This is a genomic window from Methylobacterium durans (genome assembly GCF_003173715.1).
Lineage (GTDB): Bacteria > Pseudomonadota > Alphaproteobacteria > Rhizobiales > Beijerinckiaceae > Methylobacterium > Methylobacterium durans.
On the sequence record NZ_CP029550.1, the window covers coordinates 176,732 to 199,719 of the forward strand.

The following is a 22,988-nucleotide window of genomic DNA, read 5'->3' on the forward strand; positions in this document are numbered from 1 at the left end:
TCACGTTCGGCTGAAGCGGGCCTTGTGGCCTCGGGCGGCAGGTCATAGCAGGCTTGAGGTCCATAGCAGGCTTGCGCAGGGCCGATCCACGGGAGGCGAGGAGCGATGACGAATCCAACAGCCCGGCCCGGCGCCCGCTCCCTCCTCGTCGCCGGCGGCGGCATCCCGGGCCTCGCCCTGGCGCTCGCCCTCAAGCAGGCGCACGGGCCGGCGCTCGCGGTCACCGTCTGCGATCCGGGCCTGCCGGCCGGCGGCGCCCGCCAGCGCGGCCGCGCCTACGCGGTGGCGGCGGGCGCGCGGCGCATGCTGGAGCGGCTCGGAGCCTGGGCCCGCCTCGACGGCGCGGCGCAGCCGATCCACGACATGGCGATCAGCGACAGCCGGCTGAGCGACCCCGTGCGTCCCGTCTTCCTGACCTTCGCGCAGGACCGCGAGGGCGCGGATCCTTTCGCCCACATGGTCGAGGCCGAGCCCCTCGTCGAGGCGCTGCTCGCGGGCGCCCGCGAGGCCGGCGTCGATCTCGACCCGTCGGGCGTGGCCCGCGCGCGGCCGGAGCGCGGCGCGATGCGCGTCGCGCTCGCGGACGGGCGCATTCTCACGGCGAGCCTGGTCGTCGCCGCGGACGGGGCGCGCTCGCGTGTGCGCGAGGCGGCCGGCATCGGCTGGGTCGGCTGGTCCTACCCGCAATCCGGCATCGTCGCGACGATCGGGCACGCCCGCGACCACGAGGGCCGGGCCTACGAGCATTTCCTGCCGGGCGGCCCCTTCGCGATCCTGCCGCTCACGGATGGCGGGCGCCTCGGCCACCGCTCCTCGATCGTCTGGACGGAGCGTACGGCCGACGTGCCGGCCCTGCTCGGCGGCGATCCGGACGAGGTGCTGGCCGAGATCGAGCGGCGCTTCACCCTCGAACTCGGCGAACTGAGCCTGGAGGACGGCCCGAGCGCGCACCCGCTCGCCTTCGGCCTCGCCCGCGGCTTCCGGGCCGAGCGCCTCGCGCTGCTCGGCGATGCCGCCCACGTCATCCATCCGATCGCCGGCCAAGGGCTCAATCTCGGCCTCGCTGACGCGGCGTCTCTCGCCGAGGCCGTGAGCGACGCCCTGCGCCTCGGCATGGATCCGGGCGGGGAGGACGTGCTGCGCGCCTACGAGCGCAGCCGCCGCTTCGACACGCTGGCGATGGCGGCGGCGACCGATGGGCTCAACCGACTGTTCTCGAACGACGTGCTGCCGGTGCGCCTGGTCCGCGACCTCGGCCTCGGCCTCGTCGACCGGATGCCGGCGCTCAAGCGCTTCTTCATCGGCGAGGCCGCGGGCCTCCGGGGCGGGCAGCCGCGGCTCCTGAGGGGCGAGGCGCTGTAGCGCCCCGCCCGGGACGGTTCAGCCCTTCTTCTCACCCTTGGCGCGCTCGATGCCCTCCAGGATCAGGCGATGCGCCTCGGCCTTGTCGCCCCAGCGCACGATCTTGACCCATTTGCCGGGCTCCAGGTCCTTGTAGTGCTCGAAGAAGTGCTGGATCTGGCTCAGGGTGATGTCGGGCAAATCGGTGTAGTTCTCGATGCGGTCGTAGCGCATCGTCAGGTGGCGCGAGGGGACGGCCACGATCTTCTCGTCCTCGCCCGCATTGTCCTCCATCACGAGGACGCCAACCGGCCGCACGCTCATGATCGCGCCCGGCGCGATGGCGCGGGTGTTGGCGACGAGGACGTCGCACGGGTCGCCGTCGCCCGAGAGCGTGTGCGGGATGAAGCCGTAGTTCCCCGGATACACCATCGAGGTGTAGAGGAAGCGGTCGACGACGAGGGCGCCCGCATCCTTGTCCATCTCGTACTTGATCGGCTCGCCGCCGAGCGGAACCTCGATGATCACGTTGACGTCGTGCGGCGGCTGCTTGCCGATCGAGATGGCGTCGATACGCATGGTCTCTCGTCTCCCGGAGGTCGGGGCACGCGAGGGCCCGTCTGCCGGTCTCTTAGAGCCGTTGCCCGACGAAGGAAATCTGCCGCGGCCTGCCCCGGCGACGTTTCCGCCGAAACGTTCCCGGTTCCGGTCTCAGCGGAACAGGTATCCGACCTTGGCGAGGCGCAGTCCGGCGATCCGCTCGAGGCTGCGCGGGCCGACGATGCCGTCGAGACCTTCGTAGAAGGCGCCGGCCCGCTCGTTCTCCTCCAGGGACCAGACGCCGACGCGGGCCAGCCCGTGATCGCCGAGATCGTTGCGCACGGCCCGGAACAGACGCCGCCCGAGACCGACGCCCTGGTACTCGGGGGTGAGGTAGAGCTCATCGATCTCGCCGTCGGCCTTCAGGGCACCGCTGCGGGCCCGCCCGTAGGCGGCGTAGCCGACGACGCCCTCCGGCGTCTCGACGACGGCGATGGGGCGGCCGCGGCGGAGCGCCCCCCGCCACCAGCGTCCGTCCCGCTGGGAGATCAGGCGCTCCAGGGCGACGCCCGGGATGATGCCGCGATAGGCCTCGCGCCAGGCCGCATCGAACACCCCGGAGAGGGAGGTCGCGTCGCTCTCGCGGGCCCGGCGGATGCTCGTCGTGCTGCGCGTGCTCATGCCCCGGATCCCTTCTCTCTCGTCCCGCGTCGTCGCCGGTGGGAAACCCGAATGCCCTGCCTCAGGTTCTGCCCGGATGCCGGCAAAGAGAAGGCAAGGCTGATGCCGCGACCGTACCCCCGATTTGCCGGCCCCGGCCAGGCTGTTAGAGCCGGCCGCCGTCCAACGCAGCGATCCGCGCCGCCCGTGTTCAACCGATTTCGCACCACCGAGGTCCGCAACGCCCGGCGCCTCGCCCGCATCGCCCGCTTCGAGCGGCCGATCGCCGGGCCGGGGGCGCGCCTGATGGCCTGGGCGAACATGCTCCTCGTCGATCACGGGGTGTTCCGCCTCGCCTATCTCAACCACCACCGGGTCGGGGCGGGCGAGATCTGGCGCTCGGCCCAGCCGAGCCCGCGCGACCTCGCGCGCTTCCACCGCCAGGGCGTGCGCACGATCATCTCGCTGCGGGGCGGGCGCGAGCACGGATCGTGGCCGCTGCAGCGCGAGGCCTGCGAGCGGCACGGGCTCAAGCTCGTCGAATTCACGCTGCGCTCGCGCGAAGCGCCGTCCCGCGAGACCATCCTCGCCGCCCGGGACTTCTTCGCCGGCATCGAGTATCCGGCGGTGATGCATTGCAAGTCGGGGGCAGACCGGGCGGGGCTCGCCGCAGCCCTCTACCTGATTCTGCACGAGAACCGGCCGGTCGCCGAGGCGGCCCGGCAGCTCTCGGCCCGTTTCGGCCATTTCCGCTTCGCCAAGACCGGCATCCTCGACGCCTTCTTCGCGCTCTACCTCCGCGAGGGCGAGCCGAAGGGGCTCGATTTCCTGACCTGGGTCGAGACCGCGTACGACCCGGCCGCGCTCAAGCGCGACTTCCGGCCGGGCTTCTGGTCGGACGTGCTGGTCGACGGGGTGATCCGGCGGGAATAGACGCTACTCCGCTGCGAGCCGCGTCGTCTCCCGGAACGGGTGGGCCGGATAGGTCCCGATGATCTTGCACTCGCGGGAGAAGTAGCGGAGCTCGTCGAGGGCGCGGGCGAGGCCCGGATCCTCCGGGTGCCCGTCGACCTCGGCGTAGAATTGCGTCGCCGTGAACTGGCCGTCGATCATGTAGCTCTCGAGCTTCGACATGTTCACGCCGTTCGTCGCGAAGCCGCCGAGCGCCTTGTAGAGCGCGGCCGGGATGTTGCGGACCCGGAAGATGAAGCTCGTCACCATCGGCCCCTCCCCCGGCTGCGTCGGCTCGGGATCGGGCGAGAACACCACGAAGCGGGTGGTGTTGTGGGCTTCGTCCTCGACGTTGCGTGCCAGGATCTCCAGGCCGTAGACCTCGGCCGCCAGCGCCGGGGCGAGTGCGCCCCGCGTCGGATCGCCTGCCTCCGCCACCTCGCGGGCGGCGCCTGCGGTGTCGCCCGCCACCACAGCCTTCAGGCCGAGGCGCCGGATGATGCGCCGGCACTGGCCGAGGGCGTGGACGTGGCTGTGCACGCTCTTCAGCCCCTCCGCCGGGGCGCCGGGCAGCGCCATCAACTGGAAGTGGATGGGCAGGAAGTGCTCGGCCACGATGTGGAGCGACGAGGTCGGGATCAGGTGGTGGATGTCGGCCACCCGACCCGCGATCGAGTTCTCGATCGGGATCATGGCGAGGGCGGCGCGCCCCTCCGTCACCGCCGCGAAGGCGTCCTCGAAAGTCTGGCAGGGCAGCGGGATCCAGTCCGGATAGGCCTGCGCACAGAGGATGTGCGAGTTGGCGCCGGGCTCGCCCTGGTAGGAGATGGTGCGGTTCGTCATCGTCCGTCAGTTCAGGCGCCGGGCGCCCATCAGGGCGCGGGCGCGTTCGAGATCGTGGGGCGTGTCGACGCCGAGCGGCAGGTCGTCGATGATGATCGCGTCGATGCGCATCCCGGCCTCCAGGGCCGCAGCTGCTCCAGCTTCTCCCGGTCTCCAGGTGACCGGGCGGCAGGGCCATGAAGCGGACGAGCGCCGTGCGGCGATACGCGTAGAGGCCGATATGGTGGTAGAGGGCCCCATCTCCCCAGGGGGCGCGGGCCCGCGTGAAGTAGAGGGCGCGCAGCCGCTCGGGCCCGGCCGGGACCCCGACGAGCTTGACCACGTTCGGGTCGGTCGCCTCCTCGTCCCGGGTGATCACGGCGCAGAGCGTGGCGATGTCGACCGCCCGGTCGGCGAGCGGCGTCACGGCTGCGCCGATGGCGCGGGGATCGATCGTCGGCAGGTCGCCCTGCACGTTCACGACGACGTCGTGGTGCCCCTCGGGATCGACGATCTCAAGCGCCTCGGCGAGCCGGTCGGACCCGGACGGATGGTCGGCCCGCGTCATCACGGCGACCCCGCCGACCGCCTCCACCGCCGCCGCGATCTCGGGTGCGTCGGTCGCCACCACCACCGGACCGATGCCCGCCTCCGTCGCGCGGCGCCAGACATGCACGATCATCGGCTCGCCGGCGATATCGGCGAGCGGCTTGTTCGGCAGCCGCGTCGCGGCGAGCCGCGCGGGGATCAGGACGAGGGGGTCGGACATGCTGTCAACAACCTTTGCAACGGCGTTTGCGGCAGGCTTCCGTCGCGGGCCGGGTGCTTAACAGGCGCAAAGCGTGTTGTCATGGAAGGGGAATGAGGGAAAGGCCGGCCCGGCCTGCCGGGTCTGCGACCTTGCCGACGCCGAATACGCCATTGTCAAGATCGGGGCAGAGCGGCTAAGGCACCCTCGAACTTTTCCAAGGTCCGGCGCCTCCCCTGCCGGTCGCAATCTTGTGCCGCGGGGGCGCATCCCGGCGGCGCGCCGGAGTTGTCGAGAATGGACTCATTCGAGGTGAACAAGGTTGCCGGCGCGGTGCTCGGTGCCTTGCTGTTCGCAATGGGATCGGGGTTCGTCGCCGAGCTGATCTACCATCCGAAGCCCGCGGGCAATGCCGGCTACGAGCTGCCGGAGCCGAAGGCGGAGACCGCCGGCGCGCCCGCCGCCAAGGCCGAGCCCGTCGCCGTGCGGCTCGCCAGCGCGAATGTCGAGAAGGGCCAGGGCGGCACCAAGGCCTGCCAGTCCTGCCACAGCTTCGAGAAGGGCGGCCCGAACAAGGTCGGTCCCCACCTCTGGGACGTGGTCGAGCGTCAGAAGGCCCATGAGCCCGGCTTCGACTACTCGGCCAGCCTGAAGGAGAAGGGCGGCGCCTGGACCTACGAGGATCTCGATCACTTCCTGGAGAGCCCGAAGGGCTACGCCAAGGGCACCAAGATGGCCTTCGCGGGCATCTCGTCGCCGCAGGAGCGCGCCAACGTGATCGCTTACCTGCGCACCCTGTCCGACAGCCCGAAGGCGCTGCCGGCCGCAGAGAAGGCCGAGGCCAAGCCGGCGGAGACCAAGCCGGCGGAGGCCAAGGCTGCCGAGGGCGCCAAGCCCGCAGATACCAAGCCCACCGAGGCCAAGCCTGCCGGCGAGAAGCCGTCGGCCGCGGCACCGGCCGCCAACAAGCCGTCCGAGGGCAAGGACAGCCCGGCCAAGCCCGCCGACACGCAGGAGGCCAAGCCCGTCGGGCCGAAGCCTGCCGGCAGCGTCGAGGGCCACAACGAGGTCGCTCCGCAGCAGGCGCCCGAGGCAGGCGGCCCGGCACCGACCGCCAAGGATGCCCCCGCCCCGGCTGCCCCCAAGGCGCCGGACGCCACGGAGGCCCCCGCCAAGGCCGATCCTGCCGCCGAGCAGAAGGCCAAGGATGTCGATGCCAGCGGGGACAAGCCCGCCGGGCAGTGAGGCGCCTTCGCCGCGGATCATCGAAGGCCGGGCCCCGTGCCCGGCCTTTCGTGCTTGTAGGCGGGACGGTTCCCGGTCGAGGCCCCACCGCCGAGCTTGATCCAGGTTCTTGATCCAGGTGATTGCGCGGGTGGAAGGCCCATCCCAGAAGGGCCCGATGCACAAGCCGCAGCGCCCCGCGCGGATCGACTTCTCCTTCCAGGGCCGCACCGACCGGTGCCTCGCCCTCACGCGCCTCGCCATCGCGTCGGGCCGGGCCCGAATCGAGGAATCGATGCGTCTGCTGCGGCCCCAGCTTCCCGTGAAGACGGAACCCCAGCGCGACGAATGAGGCGAGCCGGCGACCTGCGCCGTCGCGCCGGCTTGGCGCGCGGCGCCCGTCCGTCCTAGAACGGCGCCCGGCCCTAGCGTCCGGACATTGTCCGGGCGCCCCACCGGGAGATCGCCCCACCGTGACAGCGCACGCCCTGATCGGACGCCTCTTCGCCGCGACGCTTTGCGTCGCCCTGCCAGGGCTTCCGGCAGGAGCGGCACCCGAGACGGCGCCCGCCGCCTCGGTCACCGCGCCGTCCGGCCAGTGGGCCCACGCGATCACGCTGATGGGCGAGCCGAAATACGGGCCGGACTTCAAGCATTTCGATTACGCCAAGCCGGACGCGCCGAAGGGCGGCCTCGTGCGCCTCGGGGCGCTCGGCGGCTTCGACAATTTCAACACGATCGTGTCGGGCCTGAAGGGCGACCTCGAGGGCGGGACCCTGCTCATCTACGACACGTTGATGACGGAATCGCTCGACGAGCCCTTCACCTCCTATGGCCTGCTCGCCGAGGCCGTGCGCGTCGCGCCCGATCTCTCCTCGGTTTCCTACCGCCTGCGCGAAGGCGCCCGCTGGCACGACGGCGAGCCGATCACGGTCGAGGACGTGGTCTGGTCCTTCGGGATCCTGAAGGACAGCAGCCCCTTCTACGCCGCCTATTACCAGAACGTGGCGAAGGCGGAGCGGACGGGCGAGCGCGAGGTGACCTTCACCTTCAGCGAGACCGGCAACCGCGAGCTGCCGCAGGTGATCGGCCAGCTCCGCGTGCTGCCCAAGCACTGGTGGACGGGTAAGACCGCCGAGGGGAAGGTGCGCAACCCGACCGAGACCACGCTGGAGATCCCCCTCGGCTCCGGCCCCTACCGGCTCGCCAAGTTCGATCCCGGCCGCAGCGCGACCTACGAGCGGGTGGCCGATTACTGGGGCAAGGACCTGCCCGTGAATGCCGGCCGCAACAACCTCGGCACGATGCGCAACGAGTACTTCCGGGATTCGACCGTGCTGGTGGAGGCGCTGAAGGGCGATCTCTACGATTTCCGCAGCGAGAACGTCGCCCGCAACTGGGCCACCGCCTACGACGAGTTCCCCGCCGTGAAGGACGGCCGCCTGATCAAGGAGGAATTCCCGGACCGCGGCAACGGCATCATGCAGGCCTTCGTGTTCAACCTGCGCCGGGACAAGTTCAAGGACGAGCGGGTGCGGCGCGCCTTCAACCTCGCCATGAACTTCGAGGAGATGAACCGGGCCCTGTTCTTCGGCCTCTACAAGCGGATCGACTCCTACTATTTCGGTTCCGAGCTCGCCGCCTCCGGGCTGCCCGAGGGCGAGGAGCGGGCGATCCTCGAGAGCGTCAAGGACAAAGTCCCGGCCTCCGTCTTCACGACGCCTTACAAGAACCCAGTCAATGACGGCCCGGACGCGGTGCGGGCAAACCTGCGCGAGGCGGTCAAGCTGCTGCGCGAGGCGGGCTACGAGCTGCGCGGCGGCAAGATGGTGAACGCCAAGACCGGCGAGCCGCTGACCGTCGAGTTCCTGGAGTTCCAGAACGTCTTCGAGCGGGTGATCCTGCCCTTCGCCGCGCAATTGCGGCTGATCGGCATCGATTCGACGCTGCGCGTCATCGACCAGGCGCAGTATCAGAACCGGATGCGCGCCTTCGAGTTCGACATCACCACGAGCTCGTGGCCGGAATCGCTCTCCCCCGGCAACGAGCAGCGCGAGTACTGGGGCTCGGCCGCGGCCGACAAGCCGGGGGCCCGCAACATCGCTGGGATCAAGGATCCGGGTATCGACGCGCTGGTCGAGAAGGTGATCTTCGCCAAGGACCGCCCCGGTGTCGTCGCCGCGACCCGGCCCTCGACCGGACCCTGCTCGCCCACAATTTCGTGGTGCCGCAATGGGCCTCGGGCGTCTCCCGGACGCTGCGCTGGAATCGCTTCGCCCACCCGGCGCTGCTGCCCCGCTACGGCGGCTCGGGCTTCCCGACGACGTGGTGGTACGACGAGACGCTCGCCGCCAAGACGGGGGCGCCCCGTTGAGCCCCGCCCCCACGCGACGCTGCCTCGTCCTCGGCGCCGGGGCGCTCGCCGGCGCGGCCTGCCTGCCCGGCGCGGGCCGCGCGCAGGCGCTCCGCGCCGTCCACGGACTGTCGAGCTTCGGCGACCTGAAATACCCGGCCGATTTCCAGAACTTCGATTACGTGAACCCGGCCGCCCCCCATGGCGGGCGCTTCTCGGCGCAGATCTCCTCGACCTTCGGCAACCAGAACGGCAACACCTTCAACACGCTCAACGTCTACGTCCTGCGCGGCGACGGCGCGGCGGGTATGAACCTCACCTTCGACAGCCTGATGGTGCGCGCTCTCGACGAGCCGGACGCGCTCTACGGCCTCGTCGCCCGCGCCGTAGAGGTGAGCGAGGACGGGCTCACCTACACGTTCCGCCTGCGCCCGCAGGCCCGCTTTCACGACGGCTCGCGGCTGACCGCCCGGGACGTCGCCGTCTCGCTGAAGCTCCTGAGGGACAAGGGCCACCCCGAGATCTCGCAGGTGATCCGCGACATGGCCGACGCGGTCGCCCCGGACGAGGGCACCGTCGTCGTCACCTTCGCGCCCGGGCGCAGCCGCGACCTGCCGCTCTTCGTGGCGCAATTGCCGATCTTCTCGGCGACCTATTACGAGACCAAGGATTTCGAGGCGTCGAGCCTGGAGCCGCCGCTGGGCTCCGGCCCGTATCAGGTCGGGCGCCTCGATGTCGGCCGCTTCATCGAGCTGGAGCGGGTTCGCGACTACTGGGCGGCGGACCTGCCGGTGAATGTCGGCCAGAACAATTTCGATTCGATCCGCTACGAGTATTTCCGCGACCGGCAGGTGGCCTTCGAGGCGTTCAAGAGCGGCGCCTTCACCTACCGGGAGGAATTCACCGCCCGCATCTGGGCGACGGGCTACGACTTCCCCTCCGTGAAGGAGGGGCGCGTCCTGCGCACCACCGTCGCCGACGCCACGCCGTCCGGCACGCAGGGCTGGTGGATCAACGGGCGCCGCGAGCAGTTCCGCGACCCGCGGGTGCGCGAGGCGATCGGTCTCTGCTTCGATTTCGAGTGGACGAACCGCAACCTGATGTACGACGCCTACACCCGCACGGCGTCGTTCTTCGAGAACTCGGACCTGAAGGCGACGGGCAAGCCCTCCACGGAGGAGCTCGCCCTCCTCGATCCGCTCCGCGACGGGCTGCCGGCCGAGGTCTTCGGCGAGGCCTGGAGGCCGCCGGTCTCCGACGGGTCCGGCCAGGACCGCGCGCTCCTCAGCCGCGCGGTGGCGCTCCTGCGGGAGGCGGGCTGCACCCGCGAGGGCGGCACGATCCGGCTCCCCAACGGCAAGCCGATCGAGATCGAGTTCCTCGACGCCGACCCGGCGCTCGAGCCCCACACCCACCCCTTCATCCGCAATCTCGGGCTGATCGGCATCAAGGGCACGATCCGGCAGGTCGATCCCTCGCAATATCAGGCGCGCCTCAACGACTTCGAATTCGACGTCACCTCCCGCCGCTTCTCGAACGGCGTGACGCCTGGGGCCGAGCTCCGCCAAGCCTACGGCTCGCGCGCGGCCGGCACGCCGGGCTCCAACAACCTCGCGGGCATCGCGAGCCCGGCGATCGACGCCCTCCTCGACCGGGTGGCGGACGCGGCCTCCCGCCAGGATCTGACCACCGCCTGCCGCGCCCTCGACCGGGTCCTGCGGGCCGGCCGCTACTGGGTGCCGATGTGGTATTCGGGCAGCCACCGCCTCGCGGTCTGGGACGTCTACGGCCGCCCGGCCGCGGGCCCGAAATACGGGCTCGGCGCGCCCGCGATCTGGTGGTTCGACGCCGAGAAGGCGCGCCGGATCGGCCGCAACTGACCGCGGAAGGGGACCTTCGTGCTCGCCTACATCCTGCGCCGCATCGCCCTGATGATCCCGACCCTGTTCGGGATCATGCTGATCACCTTCGCCATCGTGCAATTCGCTCCCGGCGGACCGGTGGAGCGGGTCATCGCGCAGCTGCAGGGCCAGGGCGACGGCGCGCTCTCGCGGGTGACCGGCGGGGCGGGCGATCTCGGCGGCGGGATGTCCGCCAACCGCGGCTCCGAATCGAGCTCGAAGTATCGCGGGGCGCAAGGCTTGAGCCCCGAATTCATTGCCAAGCTCGAGCAGCAATTCGGCTTCGACCGTCCGGCGCCCGAGCGCTTCGCCAAGATGCTCTGGGACTACGTCCGGTTCGATTTCGGGAGAAGCTACTTCCGCGATGTCAGCGTGCTGCAGCTGATCCGCGAGCGCCTTCCGGTCTCGATCTCGCTGGGCCTCTGGATGACGCTGCTGTCCTACGCGATCTCGATCCCGCTCGGCATCCGCAAGGCGGTCAAGGACGGCTCCCGCTTCGACCTCTGGACGTCCTTCGTGGTCATCATCGGCTACGCGATCCCCGGCTTCCTGTTCGGGCTGATGCTGATCATCCTGTTCGCGGGCGGCTCGTTCCTGCAGATCTTCCCCCTGCGGGGCCTGACCAGCGAGGGCTGGGAGAGCTTCACCTGGGGCCAGAAGATCGCGGATTACGCCTGGCACATGGTGCTGCCCCTGACCGCCCTGGTGATCGGCGCCTTCGCGACCTCGACGCTGCTCACCAAGAACTCGTTCCTCGACGAGATCCGCAAGCAATACGTGCTGACCGCCCGCATGAAGGGCCTCAGCGAGCGCCGCATCCTCTACGGACACGTCTTCCGCAACGCGATGCTGATCGTGGTGGCGGGCTTCCCGGGCGCCTTCATCTCGGCCTTCTTCACGGGCTCGCTCCTGATCGAGACGATCTTCAGCCTGGACGGGCTCGGGCTGCTCTCGTTCCAGTCGATCGTCGGGCGCGACTATCCGGTGGTCTTCGCCACGCTCTATATCTTCTCCCTGATGGGGCTCGCGGTGAATCTCCTCTCCGACCTGATCTACGTCTGGATCGACCCGCGCATCGACTTCGCCGCGCGGGCCACGTGAGCTGAGCGCGTCCCGGCCCAATTGCAGCCCCGCACCGGCCCTGCTATCCGGCGACGCCCTATCCCGGAAGCGCGCGTGTCCCCCCTCTCCCTCGTCATCCGGCCCGAGCATCCCGACGATGGGCCGGCCATCGAGCGCCTGCATGCCCGCGCCTTCGGGCCGGGCCGCTTCGCCCGCACCGCCTACCGCCTGCGCGAGGGCGTGGGGCATCGGGCCGAACTGAGCTTCACGGCCCTCGTCGGCACCTTCCTCGTCGGGTCCGTGCGGGTCGGCCCAGCCCGCGCGGGCGAGCAGCCGATCCTCGTGCTGGGGCCGCTGACGGTCGACCCGAGCTTCGGCAATCGCGGCGTCGGGGCCGCCCTGATGGAGGCCAGCCTCTCCGCGGCGCGGGAGGCCGGCCACGGTCTCGTCATCCTCGTCGGCGACGCGCCCTATTACCGCCGCTTCGGCTTCGTGCCCGTGCCCCCGGGCCGCATCGTGCTGCCCGGCCCGGTCGATCCGGCCCGCTTCCTCTGGCTCGAACTCGCTGCGGGCGCCTTCGCGGCGGCGGAAGGCGCGGTTTCCGGCGGCTGAGGCCGTGTTTTGCACGACGATCTGAGGACGCCTCGACGCCGGAGGACCGTGCGCGGGTCCCCTCTCCCGAACGGGAGAGGTGGGGCGGGGCTCACGCCCCGTTTCCTCACGCGGCCCGGCCGCGGCGCCCTTCCACGAGCCACATCGCCAGCAGGGCCGCGCCGATCGCGGCGAGCGCCCAGAGGCCGAGGGCGAGCGGGTAGACCTCGACGCCGCGGATGATGGCGCTGTCGCTCGGGCGGAAGCCGATCCAGTCGCCGCCGCTGAGGCGACCGCTGCGAACGCTCTGCAGGCGCGGCACGCTGATGCCGCCCGCATCCGCCACCCGGCGGATCGAGCCGCCCGTCGCCTCGGCCAGCGCCCGGGTCCGCTCGGTGTCGCTGAACACGTCCGTCAGCTCGCGGGGATTGGCCGGGCCGACGCTGACGAAGGCGACGAGGGAGCCGGAGCGAAGCGTGTGCAGGCCGAGCTCGCTCGCCTCGAAGGTCGCCGAGAACAGGCCGGGTTGCGTCTCCGTGAGGGTCAGGGTCCGCTCCTGCCCGGTCGGGCCGGTGACGGTGACGGGCTCGGCCGTATCCGCCATGGTCTGGCGCTCGACGCGAACCTCGCGGCCGCGGCCCGTGGTCTGAGCGCGCAGAGCCTCCTCCTCCAGCGCCGGCTCCTTCATCAGCCAATGGCCGAGGCGACGGAGCAGGTCGAGATGCGGCCCGCCCTCCTGGTAGCCCCGCGCCCAGAGCCAGGCATGGTCCGAGAGCAGGAGCGCGACGCGGCCCTTGTCCTCGCGGGAGAGCGCGAGCAGCGGCAGATTGTTGGCGCCGGCCATGATCGGCTGCACGCCGGGTCGCGTCTGCGCGGCGACGATCCGCAGCCACTCTCCCCAGGCCGGGGGGCTCGCCTCGGAGCCGGGTAGCGCCCGCGTGACCGGGTGGCGCGCGCCGGTCTGCGTCAGAGCCGCCTTGAAGGGCTGCTCGACCACGCGGCCGTTCGGGTCGCCCGGCAGGATCGAGGAGAGCCGCGTGCGGGCGAGGCTCGCCGAGGAGGCGAATTCCGGCCCCGCCGCGATGAGGAGCGCGCCCCCCTCCTGCACGTAGCGGACGATGTTGTCGAAATAGGCTGCGGGCAGCACGCTCTGGTTCGCGTAGCGGTCGAAGATGATCAGGTCGAAATCCTTGATCTTCTGGACGAACAGCTCGCGCGTCGGGAAGGCGATCAGGGACAGTTCCGAGATCGGCGTGCCGTCCTGCTTCTCGGGCGGCCGCAGGATGGTGAAGTGGACGAGATCGACGTTGGCGTCGGACTTGAGGAGGTTGCGCCAGGTCCGCTCGCCCTGGTGGGGCTCGCCGGAGACGAGGAGCACGCGCAGCTTCTCGCGGATGCCCTCGATCGGCAGCACCGCCCGGTTGTTCACGGTCGTCAGCTCGCCCGGCAGCGGCTCGACCTCGATCTCGACCACGTTCGGGCCGCCATGCTCGATCTTCGTGGTCAGGGCGAAGGGTTTGCCCGTCGGCACGCTGCGCCGGCCGATCTGCTCGCCGTCGCGGCGCACGGTCACCACGGCGTTGCCGGTGCCGCCACGCTCCATCACCTCGGCCCGGATCGTCAGCTCCTTGCCGACGATGCCGAAGCGGGGCGCTTCGAGGAGCTTGATCTGGCGGTCGCGCTCGTCCGGATGCCCGGTGACGAGGACGTGCAGCGGCGCCTTGAGGCCGAGCGCCGCGGCGGAGGCCGGGATGTCGTGGATGACGCCGTCCGTCAGCATCACTACGCCGGCCAGCCGCTCCGGCGGCACGTCGGCGAGCGATTGCGAGAGCGCCGCGAAGAGCTGCGTGCCGCCGTCGCCCTCGCGGGAATCCGGCACGTCGATGAAGCGCGGCTCGATGTTGGTGAGCGCGCCGAAGCGGCGCTGCAGCTCCGCCCGGACCTGATCGGTCACGGCCGGCCGGTCACCCAGCGATTGCGAGCCCGAGCGGTCGACGATCACGGCCGCGACATCCTTCACCGGCTCCCGGTCCTCCCGCACCAGGGACGGGTTGGCGATGGCACCGAGGACGAGGAGCAAGACGAGGGCGCGCAGGGCCGCCGTGCGCCCCCGCGCGACGAGGGCGAGGACGCAGAACAGCAGCGCGAGCATGCCGAAGCCGATCAGGACCGGCCAGGGCACCAGGGGCGTGAAGCTGAGGCTCAGCATGGAATGCGGCCCCGGAAAGGGAAGCTATGCCGGGCCCCCTCTCCCGTTCGGGAGAGGGTTGGGGTGAGGGGTGCGACCGTTTCGGAAAGACCTGTAACCCTCACCCGGTCCGTTGACGCGGACTCGACCTCTCCCGAACGGGAGAGGTGAGGCGCGCCTGATAAAGACAGGGTGCGAACCTTCGGACGTTTCATCGTGAAGAGCGAATATCTCACTGTCCGAGCCGCTCCAGCAGGGCCGGCACGTGGACCTGATCCGCCTTGTAGTTGCCGGTCAGCGTGTACATCACGATGTTGACGCCGCCGCGGAAGGCCATCTCGCGCTGGCGCTGGTCACCGCCGACCACGGGATAGAGCGCCTCGCCCCGGCGCCCCACCGCCCAGGCGGCGGCGAGGTCGTTGCCGGTGATGATGATGGGGCTGACCCCGTCGCCGGCCCTCGCCGGGCGGCGCTCGGCGCCCTCGCCCGCGGGCGGCAGCGCCTCGACCCAGGTCTGGCCGGTGGCGTAGCGGCCGGGGAAGGTCTCGACGAGGTAGAAAGCCTTCGTCAGCACGTGGTCGATCGGCACGGGCTCCAGTTCCGGCACCTCCAGCGTCGCCAGCATCTTGCGGAGGTAGGCCGCCTCCGGTGTCGGCCCGTCGCCCGGGCGGCTCGTCAGGGCGTCGCGGGTGTCGAACAGGACAGTGCCGCCGTTGCGCATGAAGGCGTCGATCCGGCGGATCGCGGTCTCGCCCGGCTGCGGGCGCCCCGGGGCGATCGGCCAGTAGATCAGCGGGTAGAAGGCGAGTTCGTCCTTGGCCGGGTCGAGGCCGGCCGGCTCGCCCGGTTCGAGCGCCGTGCGCGAGGCGAGCATCTGGGTCAGCCCCGAGAGGCCGGCCCGGCTCGCCTCGTCGACCGCCGCGTCGCCGGTGATCACGTAGGCGAGCCGGGTCACGAGGGCGGATTCGAAGCCGTTCGGGCGATTCGCTGCCGGCTCCTCGGCGCGCGCGGGCAGCGGGGCAGCGAGCGCCAGGGCGGCGAGGCCGGCGAGCAGCAGGGCGGCCGGCCGGCGGCCGACCCGGCCCATCAGGCCGCCGGTGGACCGGCTGAGGAAGCCGCCGAGCCAGAGGCCGGCGAGCGTGTCGAGGACGAGGAGCATCAGCGCAAGGGTGAAGAGGTGGGCGCGCAGGTCAAGGGTCTCGGCGCCCGCGAGCGAGCCGAGTCGGGCGCCCGAGAGGCTCGCGAGGTCGAGGGGCATCAGCCGGTCGTCCGGCCGGAGCGCGTTGACGGCGATGCCGCCATCCACCGGTCCGTAGAAGCCGGGCGGATGCTCGCCGGTCGCCCGGTCCCCGTAATCGGCCGAGACGGCCTTGGCGGAAGCGGGCGGGCTGCCGAGCGCCCCGAACCCGTCGAGGGTGAGGCGGGGCGCCAGCACGGCGGCCGCCGGCCGCGGGCCCCCGTCGGCCACCGGGGCGGCGCTGCTGCCGGCAAGCCCCACCACCCGCCGCAGCATGTCGATGAACAGACCCGACAGAGGCAGGTTCGACCAGGTCGTGTCGGCGGTCACGTGGAACAGCACGACGAGCCCCTGCCCCCGCTTCTCGGCGGTGACGATCGGCGTGCCGTCCTGGAGGGAGGCCCAGGTCCGGCTCGGCAACTCGCCGTCGGGTTCGGCCAGGATCTGGCGGCGCACGCCGATATCGGCCGGCGGCGCGAGCCCGGCGAAGGGGCTCTCGGGGGCGAAGGGTGCCAACGTCTTCGGGCTGTCCCAGGACAACGTTCCGCCGAGGGTCCGCCCGCCGCGGCGCAGGCGCACGGGGACCAGCGGGTCGTTGCCGGCGGCGAGCCGCGGCCCGGCGAAGCGGAGCAGGAGGCCGCCCCGTCGACGAACTTGGCGACGCGGGCGAGCGTCTGCTCATCGAGCGCGCCGACATCGGCGAGGACCAGCACCGAGACCTGGCTGTCGAGCATCTGTCCGATCGACTCGGCCGTGCCCTTGGCGCCGCGAGGTTCCTGCACGTCGGCGAAGGGGCCGAGCGCCCTGGCGAGGTAGTAGGTCGGCGCCAGCAGCGGCTGGGCCTGATCGGCGGTGCCGCCGAAGACGAGACCGACGCGGCGGCGCTTGCCGCGCTCGTCCATCAGGGTCACGGCGCCGGCCGAGCGCTCGCCCGCGATCTCGAGGCGCGCGATGGCGTTGCGCAACTCGACCGGCAGGTCGAACACGATTTCGGCCTCGGTGGCGTTCGGGGCAAATGCGAAATCGTGCTCGGCGAGCGGCAGGCCCTTCTGGTCGAGCGCTCGGACGAGGCCGCTGTCGCGCCCGTTCGGCGCGGCCCGCAGGACCCGCGCGGTGAGACGTCCGCCTCCCTCCGAGCCGGTGATCGCGATCAACGGCGGCTGGTCCGCTTTGAGGATCGCGAGATCAGCGCCGTGCTTCGTCGCGAGCGCCTCCAGATCCGGCGCGAACCGTCCCTCGCCCGCTCCCGCGACGCCGTCGCTGATCCAGATGATGCCGGATCCGGGCGTCCTTTCCAGGAAGCTGCCGATCGCCGGCAGATGGGCCGTCCGGTCCGCGAGGTGGGGCCGCGGCGCGACGGCGCGCAGCCGCTCCAGCGCGGCGGCCGGGGTTCGCGCCTCGATGCCCGCAACCGGGTCGGCGAGGCTGAGGATCGCGACGGGGCGGCCGTCGCGGGCCGCGCCCTCGACCGTGTCGGTGGCGACGCGCTGGCGCTCGCGCCAATCGTGGGAGGCCGAGAATCCGTTGTCGATCAAAAGGATGAGCGGAGCCCGCCCGCCACCCGCGCCGATCCCGGCCGGGTTCCAGACGGGGCCCGCAACGGCGAGGATGAGGGCAGCGGCGGCCAGCATCCGCAGGATCAGCAGCCAGGGCGGCGTCCGGGCCGGGGTCTCCCGCCGCGGCGCGAGGTCGGCGGCGATCCGGAGCGGCGGAAAATCGATCCGGCGGGCGCGCGGCGGCGTTACCCTGAGCAGGAACCAGAGGGCCGGCAAGGCGACGAGGGCGGCGAGCGCGAAGGGCGCGGCGAAGGTCAGCGGTCCGAGCATCACGCCCTCCTCAGCCGGCGCCGCGGGCGGCGACCAGGGTGACGAGACGGAGCGCCGCCTCGCTCGCCGGGCGGTCGGTGCGGTGGAGCGTCAGCGTCCAGCCGAGGTCCCGGGCGAGGCCGAGCAGCCCCGCGCGATGGGCGGCGATGCGCTCGCGATAGGCCTCGCCCCAGGCGGCGGCATCCCCGACGTCGAGGCTGATCCCCGCTTCCAGATCCTGCAGCACGGCCTGCCCCGCGAACGGGAACGTCTCCTCGACGGGATCGGCGATCAGGACGAGGTGGCCGCGGGTGCCGTGCCCGGCGATGGTGCGGAGGGCAGGCTCGATCTCGCGCAGCGGCGTCAGGAAGTCGCTGACCAGGATCGCCTCGTCGAACCGCCCGAGGGCGGCGCGCGGCGGCAGATCCTGCGCGAGGCCGGTCTCGTCGCCGACGATCGCCTGCGCCATCGTCTCGACGATGCGGCGGGAGGCGTTCGGCCGCGTCAGCCCGAGGAGGCCGACCCGCTCGCCGCCCTCGACCAGCGTCTCGGCGAGCGCCATGCCGATGACCAGGGCTCGCTCGACCTTCGGTGTGTCGGAGAGGTCGGAGACGAAGCCCATCGAGGCGGAGCGGTCGATCCAGAGCCAGACGTTGTGGGCGGCCTCCCACTCGCGCTCGCGCACGTAGAGCCGGTCGTCCCGCGCCGAGCGGCGCCAGTCGATGCGGGCCGCTGCCTCCCCGGTCACGAAGGGCCGGAATTGCCAGAAGCTCTCGCCGGGCCCGGCCCGCCGCCTGCCGTGCAGCCCGTGCGCCAGCGTCGACGAGACGCGGCGCGCCTCCAGCACGAGGCGCGGCATCCGCTCGGCCAGCGAGAGCGCGCTCTCGGTCTCGCGCCGTCCGGGGGCGCGCTCGGCGGGGCCCGAGACCCGGGTCGCGACCATCCGCTAGAGCTTGTCCGCGAGCTGCCGGATCAGCCCCGGCACGGTCTCGCCGTCGGCCCGCGCCGCGAAGCTCAGCGCCATCCTGTGCTTCAGCACGGGCTCGGCCAGTGCCTTCACGTCGGCGACGGACGGAGCGACGCGGCCCTCGATCAGTGCGCGGGCGCGGACGGCGAGCGTCAGGGCCTGGCTCGCACGGGGGCCCGGCCCCCACAGAAGCTTGCCCTTCACGATCGCCTCGCCGCTCTCCGGGCGGGCCGAGCGGACGAGATCGAGGATCGCGTCGACCACGGCCTCGCCGACCGGCAGCCGACGGACGAGGCGCTGCGCGCTGAGCAGGTCGTCCGTCGTCATGACGGCGCGCGCCCGTGTCTCCTCGACGCCAGTCGTCTCGATGAGGATGCGCCGTTCCGCCGCCCGGTCGGGATAGCCGACATCGATCTCGAGGAGGAAGCGGTCGAGCTGCGCCTCCGGCAGAGGATAGGTCCCCTCCTGCTCGATCGGGTTCTGGGTCGCCAGCACGTGGAAGGGGCGCGGCAGGTCGTGCCGCTCGCCCGCGACCGAGACGAAATGCTCCTGCATCGCCTGCAGCAGGGCCGATTGCGTGCGCGGGCTCGCGCGGTTGATCTCGTCGGCCATGAGGAGCTGCGTGAAGACCGGGCCCTTCACGAAGCGGAAGGAGCGGCGCCGGTCGGCGTCCTCGTCGAGGATCTCGGTGCCGAGGATGTCGGAGGGCATCAGGTCGGGCGTGAACTGCACCCGCCGAGCGTCGAGGCCGAGGACGGTGCCGAGCGTCTCCACGAGCTTGGTCTTCGCGAGCCCCGGCAACCCGACGAGGAGGCCGTGCCCACCCGCGAGGATGGTCACGAGGGCAAGGTCGACGACCTGCTCCTGGCCGAAGATGACCCCGTGGATCGCCTCCCGGGCGTTGCCGACTGCGGCGAGGCAGGATTCGGCGGTGGCGACGATGCCGTCGTCGAGGCTGGTGGCCGGCGAAGAGCCGTGCGTCATGCGCGTCGTTTCCCGTCTCTCGCGGCCCGGCGGTCGAGCGTCGCGGTCGGTGTGCAGGGACCGTGCCTCTCGCACGATACCTGGGAGACCTGTCGAAGGGCCGGAGTGTGGCGTCCTTTGGGGCGGGCTGGCAAGGTCAGTGTCGCCGCAGCCGGATTCGCTCACGGCGCTTCCCGGATCAACCGGCGCCGAGCCGAATTGGGTCCTCGATCTTACCGCCCCGCTTCGAAAGACTGCCATGGCTTCCGACCCTGCTCTCCTGCCCGAGCCTTCCGCCGGCTGGGAGGCCTTCGACGATCCCGGTTTCGTCGCCCATGTCGGTCCGGTCTGGCATCGGCCGGACGGTTCATACGGCTTTCGCGCGGAGAAGAAGCACGCCAACCTCATCGGCATTGTGCAGGGCGGCATGCTGATGACGTTCGCCGACCGGGCGCTCGGCGTCGCCGCGATGGCGGCGGCCGATGGGGCGAACTGCGTCACGATCCAGCTGGACATGCAGTTCATCGGGGCCGGCCGCATCGGCGACTGGATCGAGGCCCGTCCCGAGATCGTGAAACGCACGAGTTCCCTCGTCTTCCTGCGCACGGACCTCACCTGCGGCGCGGATGTCGTCGCCAGTGCGACGGGCGTCTGGAAGATCCTGCGCCGCAAGCCTGCTGCATGATGGCGAGGCCGGCGAACCCTGGGTCGGCCAGCCGATTGCCAGTGCCCTCCGCGCCCTATCTGATGCGCGCATGACAGCGATTGCCACGAACGACGTGCCCGCCGACTCGACCCTCAGCCGCCTCAGCGAGGCTCTCGGTGGCCTGGCGGCGCGCGGAGCACCGCCCGTCGAATCGTGGAACCCGCCCTATTGCGGCGAGATCGACATGCGCATCGCCTCCGACGGGACGTGGTTTCACAACGGTTCGCCGATCCGGCGTCCGGCCCTGGTCAAGCTCTTCGCCTCGATCCTCCGCAAGGAGGCAGACGGGCGCATCGTCCTCGTCACGCCGGTCGAGAGCGTCGGGATCGTGGTGGACGACGCACCTTTCGTCGCCGTGGAGATGGCCGTCGAGGGCGCGGGCGAGGCTCGCCGCATCGCCTTCCGCACCAATGTCGACGACCTCGTCCCCCTCGATGCCGAGCACACGCTTCGATTCGAGCAGGACGAGGGCGGCGGCCTGCGCCCCTACATCCACGTCCGGCGCGGCCTCTGGGCGCTGCTGACACGCGCCCTCACCTACGATCTCGTGGACATGGGAGAGGAGTGCGAGATCGACGGGGCCCGTTGGTTCGGGCTCGCCGCCGCGGGCGAGTTCCACCGCATTGCGCCCGTCGAGGCGGCATGAGCCAGGCGTCTCGCGCCGCGGCGGCCTCAGAGGCCGTGAGGCCGCCCGGCGAGGTGGGGCTGGCCAAGTTCCTGGCCCGTGCCGAGGCACGGCTCTCGCGGGAGCCGCCGGGACCCTGCGACCCGACCTCGAACCCGCGCGGCGACCACTCCCTCGATCCCGAGGGCAAGGCCGTTGCGCCGCCCGGCCGCATCGGCGGGCCGCCGTGCTCGTGCCGGTCGTGCCCCGCTACGACAGCCTGTTCGTTCTGCTGACGAAGCGCTCGCCGCACCTGCGCGATCATTCCGGCCAGATCGCCTTTCCGGGCGGCAAGATCGACCCCCACGATGAGACGCCTCTTCACGCGGCGCTCCGGGAGGCCGAGGAGGAGATCGGCCTTGCCCGCGAGCGGGTTCGGCCGCTCGGCTACCTCGATCCCTACCTCTCGGCGACCGGCTTCCTCGTCTCGCCCGTCGTCGGCCTCGTCGATCCCGCCGCGCCGCTGGCGCCGAACCCTTCGGAGGTCGCAGAGATCTTCGAGGTGCCTCTCGCCTTCCTGATGGATCCGTCGCGCTACGAATTGAACGCGCTCGTCTGGAAGGGGCAGCTTCGGCACTATTACGCCATCCCTTTCGGCGAACGCATGATCTGGGGCCTCACGGCCGGGATCCTGCACAATCTCCATCAGCACTTATGTTTGTAAGGCGTGGGCCCCGTCGCCCGCCCGATCCATCGCCTGTCCGGGTGCCATGCTCCGTCGCGTCCTCGAAGAGGTCGGCCTCTTCCTCATCCCGTTCCTGCTCTTCTTCGGCTACCTGCTGCTCGTTGGCCGCAACCCGTTCCACCGGGTTCACTGGGAGGCGCAGGTCTTTCGGCTGGTGCTCGCGGGGTTCGGCGTCGTGATCGCCTCCCTCCTCGTCACCGGCCTGTTCTCCGAGCGACACGCCGACGGCTACGTTCCGGCGCACATGGAGAACGGCCGCCTCGTTCCGGGGCAGTTCCGGTGACGCGGGCGGCAATCCCCGACAGCCTCGACGCGCCCGGACTCAGCCGCCTGCTCGCCCGGCCGGGCGTTGCCGCCGTGCTCGCCGCCCTCGCCGCGCCCGGCGAGGAGACGCGCCTCGTCGGCGGCTGCGTCCGCGACGCGCTCCTCGGCCGCGACGTCGCCGACATCGATCTGGCCACGACCCTGCTGCCTGCCGAGACGATGGTGCGGGGCAAGGCCGCCGGGCTCAAGACCGTCCCGACGGGCATCGAACACGGCACGGTCACGGTGATCGCGGACGGCGACCCGTTCGAGGTGACGACCCTGCGCGAAGACATCGAGACGGACGGGCGTCACGCCGTCGTCCGTTTCGGGCGCGACTTCGCCCGCGACGCGGAACGGCGCGACTTCACCATGAATGCGCTCTCGCTCGGGGCGGACGGCGTGCTCCACGACCTCACTGACGGCCTAGCCGATCTCGCCGAGGGCCGTGTCCGCTTCATCGGCGATCCGGAGACGCGGATTCGCGAAGATGCCCTGCGCATCCTCCGCTTCTTCCGCTTCCACGCACGCTTCGGAGCGGCCGAGCCGGACACTGCCGGCCTCGCCGCCTGCATCCGGGCCCGAGACAGCCTCGACGGCCTGTCCCGCGAGCGGGTGCGGGCCGAATTCTTGAAGGCCTTGATATCGCCGGGTGGCGTGGCAGCGATTCAGACCCTAAGCGAGACGGGCCTGCTGCCGCGCCTGATCGCGGGCATCGCCAATCTTGGCCGGCTGGAACGCGCCGCACGCGCCGGATTGTGCGTCAACGGCCGGCTCGCCGCGGCCTTCGTTCTCAGCGTCACGGACGTGGAGCGCCTGCGGGTGCGGCTGCGCCTTTCGAATGCGGAGCAGGCTGTCCTTCTCGCCTACGCGCGGGCCCTCGCTGCCCTCATCACCCCGGAGGACGTCGATGCGACGGCGCTCCGCGCCTTCGCGGCGGAGCACGGCGCTTCGACCCTCCGCCGCGTGCTCGCTGCAACCGAGGGCGAACCGCGGCCTCACCTCTCCACGGACGCGCGCGCGCTCCTCCCCGCCCTCCTCGATCCCGCTGCGGTGCGGCCATTGATGCCGCTGACGGGCGCCGACCTCGTCGCCCGTGGCCTCGCACCGGGCCCGGCGATCGGGCGCGCCCTCGCGGCCGCCCGCAAGATCTGGCTCGCGCGCGGATGCCCGGTCGACGCGGCCGCGCGCGAGGCGTTGCTCGAGGAAGCGTTGGCTGTCAGCCGAGATCGCTGATTGGGCTGTCGGACAGGCGCGGAGACTTGCGAGCGCCACCC

The 22,988-nt window shown here is 71.4% G+C and carries 17 protein-coding genes and 4 pseudogenes; 13 read left to right on the plus strand and 8 right to left on the minus strand.

The window, feature by feature from the left end:
* The first annotated feature begins 105 nt into the window (after positions 1 to 105).
* Positions 106 to 1,362, plus strand: coding sequence for an FAD-dependent monooxygenase (locus DK389_RS00740; RefSeq protein WP_109886850.1), 1,257 nt, complete (start codon positions 106 to 108; stop codon positions 1,360 to 1,362).
* Positions 1,363 to 1,380: 18 nt separating this feature from the next.
* Here the strand turns inward: DK389_RS00740 and ppa are convergent, their stop codons facing one another.
* Positions 1,381 to 1,920 (minus strand): inorganic diphosphatase, encoded by a 540-nt coding sequence (ppa, locus tag DK389_RS00745; protein ID WP_109886852.1) that lies wholly within the window; start codon positions 1,918 to 1,920, stop codon positions 1,381 to 1,383.
* A gap of 132 nt (positions 1,921 to 2,052) precedes the next feature.
* Positions 2,053 to 2,562, minus strand: coding sequence for a GNAT family N-acetyltransferase (locus tag DK389_RS00750; protein ID WP_109886854.1), 510 nt, complete (start codon positions 2,560 to 2,562; stop codon positions 2,053 to 2,055).
* A gap of 186 nt (positions 2,563 to 2,748) precedes the next feature.
* On the opposite strand from DK389_RS00750, the gene DK389_RS00755 reads away from it, so the two are divergent.
* On the plus strand, positions 2,749 to 3,474 hold the full coding sequence (locus DK389_RS00755) for a tyrosine-protein phosphatase (RefSeq protein ID WP_109886856.1): 726 nt from the start codon (positions 2,749 to 2,751) through the stop codon (positions 3,472 to 3,474).
* Between the two features lie 3 nt (positions 3,475 to 3,477).
* On the opposite strand, the gene DK389_RS00760 is transcribed toward DK389_RS00755, so the two are convergent.
* Positions 3,478 to 4,335, minus strand: a complete 858-nt coding sequence (locus DK389_RS00760; RefSeq protein ID WP_109886858.1) for a prephenate dehydratase — start codon at positions 4,333 to 4,335, stop codon at positions 3,478 to 3,480.
* 6 nt (positions 4,336 to 4,341) lie between these two features.
* A pseudogene (locus DK389_RS00765) lies at positions 4,342 to 5,083 on the minus strand (3-deoxy-manno-octulosonate cytidylyltransferase).
* A gap of 276 nt (positions 5,084 to 5,359) precedes the next feature.
* Between DK389_RS00765 and DK389_RS00770 the strand changes: the two are divergent.
* The 6 genes and pseudogenes from DK389_RS00770 to DK389_RS00790 all read left to right on the plus strand — a co-directional run bounded on the left by DK389_RS00770 (position 5,360) and on the right by DK389_RS00790 (position 12,214).
* Complete coding sequence (locus DK389_RS00770) at positions 5,360 to 6,307, plus strand: c-type cytochrome (RefSeq protein WP_109886860.1); 948 nt, start codon at positions 5,360 to 5,362, stop codon at positions 6,305 to 6,307.
* A 157-nt stretch (positions 6,308 to 6,464) separates the two neighbouring features.
* Complete coding sequence (locus tag DK389_RS31885; protein ID WP_162560433.1) at positions 6,465 to 6,638, plus strand: hypothetical protein; 174 nt, start codon at positions 6,465 to 6,467, stop codon at positions 6,636 to 6,638.
* Positions 6,639 to 6,759: 121 nt separating this feature from the next.
* Positions 6,760 to 8,660, plus strand: a pseudogene (locus DK389_RS00775) (extracellular solute-binding protein).
* Entirely contained in the window at positions 8,657 to 10,519 is a 1,863-nt protein-coding gene (locus tag DK389_RS00780) for an extracellular solute-binding protein (protein WP_109886862.1), read from the plus strand. Before DK389_RS00775 ends, DK389_RS00780 begins: the two are co-directional and overlap by 4 nt.
* Positions 10,520 to 10,537: 18 nt before the next feature.
* Positions 10,538 to 11,641: a microcin C ABC transporter permease YejB gene (locus DK389_RS00785; protein WP_109886864.1), complete on the plus strand. Its 1,104-nt coding sequence runs from the start codon at positions 10,538 to 10,540 to the stop codon at positions 11,639 to 11,641.
* A gap of 75 nt (positions 11,642 to 11,716) precedes the next feature.
* Positions 11,717 to 12,214, plus strand: coding sequence for a GNAT family N-acetyltransferase (locus tag DK389_RS00790; protein WP_109886866.1), 498 nt, complete (start codon positions 11,717 to 11,719; stop codon positions 12,212 to 12,214).
* A 106-nt stretch (positions 12,215 to 12,320) separates the two neighbouring features.
* Here DK389_RS00790 and DK389_RS00795 read toward each other — a convergent pair whose 3' ends face one another.
* From DK389_RS00795 to DK389_RS00810, 4 genes and pseudogenes are all read right to left on the minus strand, one after another.
* Complete coding sequence (locus DK389_RS00795) at positions 12,321 to 14,402, minus strand: hypothetical protein (protein WP_109886868.1); 2,082 nt, start codon at positions 14,400 to 14,402, stop codon at positions 12,321 to 12,323.
* 211 nt (positions 14,403 to 14,613) lie between these two features.
* A pseudogene (locus tag DK389_RS00800) lies at positions 14,614 to 17,444 on the minus strand (DUF4159 domain-containing protein).
* Positions 17,445 to 17,454: 10 nt separating this feature from the next.
* Positions 17,455 to 18,366: a DUF58 domain-containing protein gene (locus tag DK389_RS00805; RefSeq protein ID WP_109886870.1), complete on the minus strand. Its 912-nt coding sequence runs from the start codon at positions 18,364 to 18,366 to the stop codon at positions 17,455 to 17,457.
* A gap of 3 nt (positions 18,367 to 18,369) precedes the next feature.
* Positions 18,370 to 19,374 carry an AAA family ATPase gene (locus DK389_RS00810; protein ID WP_109886871.1) on the minus strand — a complete coding sequence of 335 codons (1,005 nt, stop codon included), beginning with the start codon at positions 19,372 to 19,374 and terminating at the stop codon, positions 18,370 to 18,372.
* 238 nt (positions 19,375 to 19,612) lie between these two features.
* Between DK389_RS00810 and DK389_RS00815 the strand changes: the two genes are divergently transcribed.
* From DK389_RS00815 to DK389_RS00835, 5 genes and pseudogenes are all read left to right on the plus strand, one after another.
* Positions 19,613 to 20,038 (plus strand): PaaI family thioesterase, encoded by a 426-nt coding sequence (locus DK389_RS00815; RefSeq protein WP_109886873.1) that lies wholly within the window; start codon positions 19,613 to 19,615, stop codon positions 20,036 to 20,038.
* Between the two features lie 70 nt (positions 20,039 to 20,108).
* Entirely contained in the window at positions 20,109 to 20,705 is a 597-nt protein-coding gene (locus DK389_RS00820) for a DUF1285 domain-containing protein (protein ID WP_109886875.1), read from the plus strand.
* Positions 20,702 to 21,387, plus strand: a pseudogene (locus DK389_RS00825) (CoA pyrophosphatase). Before DK389_RS00820 ends, DK389_RS00825 begins: the two are co-directional and overlap by 4 nt.
* 46 nt (positions 21,388 to 21,433) lie before the next feature.
* Positions 21,434 to 21,691, plus strand: coding sequence for a DUF6111 family protein (locus DK389_RS00830; protein ID WP_109886877.1), 258 nt, complete (start codon positions 21,434 to 21,436; stop codon positions 21,689 to 21,691).
* The gene (locus tag DK389_RS00835) at positions 21,688 to 22,947 is read left to right on the plus strand and encodes a CCA tRNA nucleotidyltransferase (protein WP_236960501.1); all 1,260 of its coding nucleotides are present in this window, start codon (positions 21,688 to 21,690) and stop codon (positions 22,945 to 22,947) included. The genes DK389_RS00830 and DK389_RS00835 overlap by 4 nt, the downstream gene beginning before the upstream one ends.
* Positions 22,948 to 22,988 lie beyond the last annotated feature (41 nt).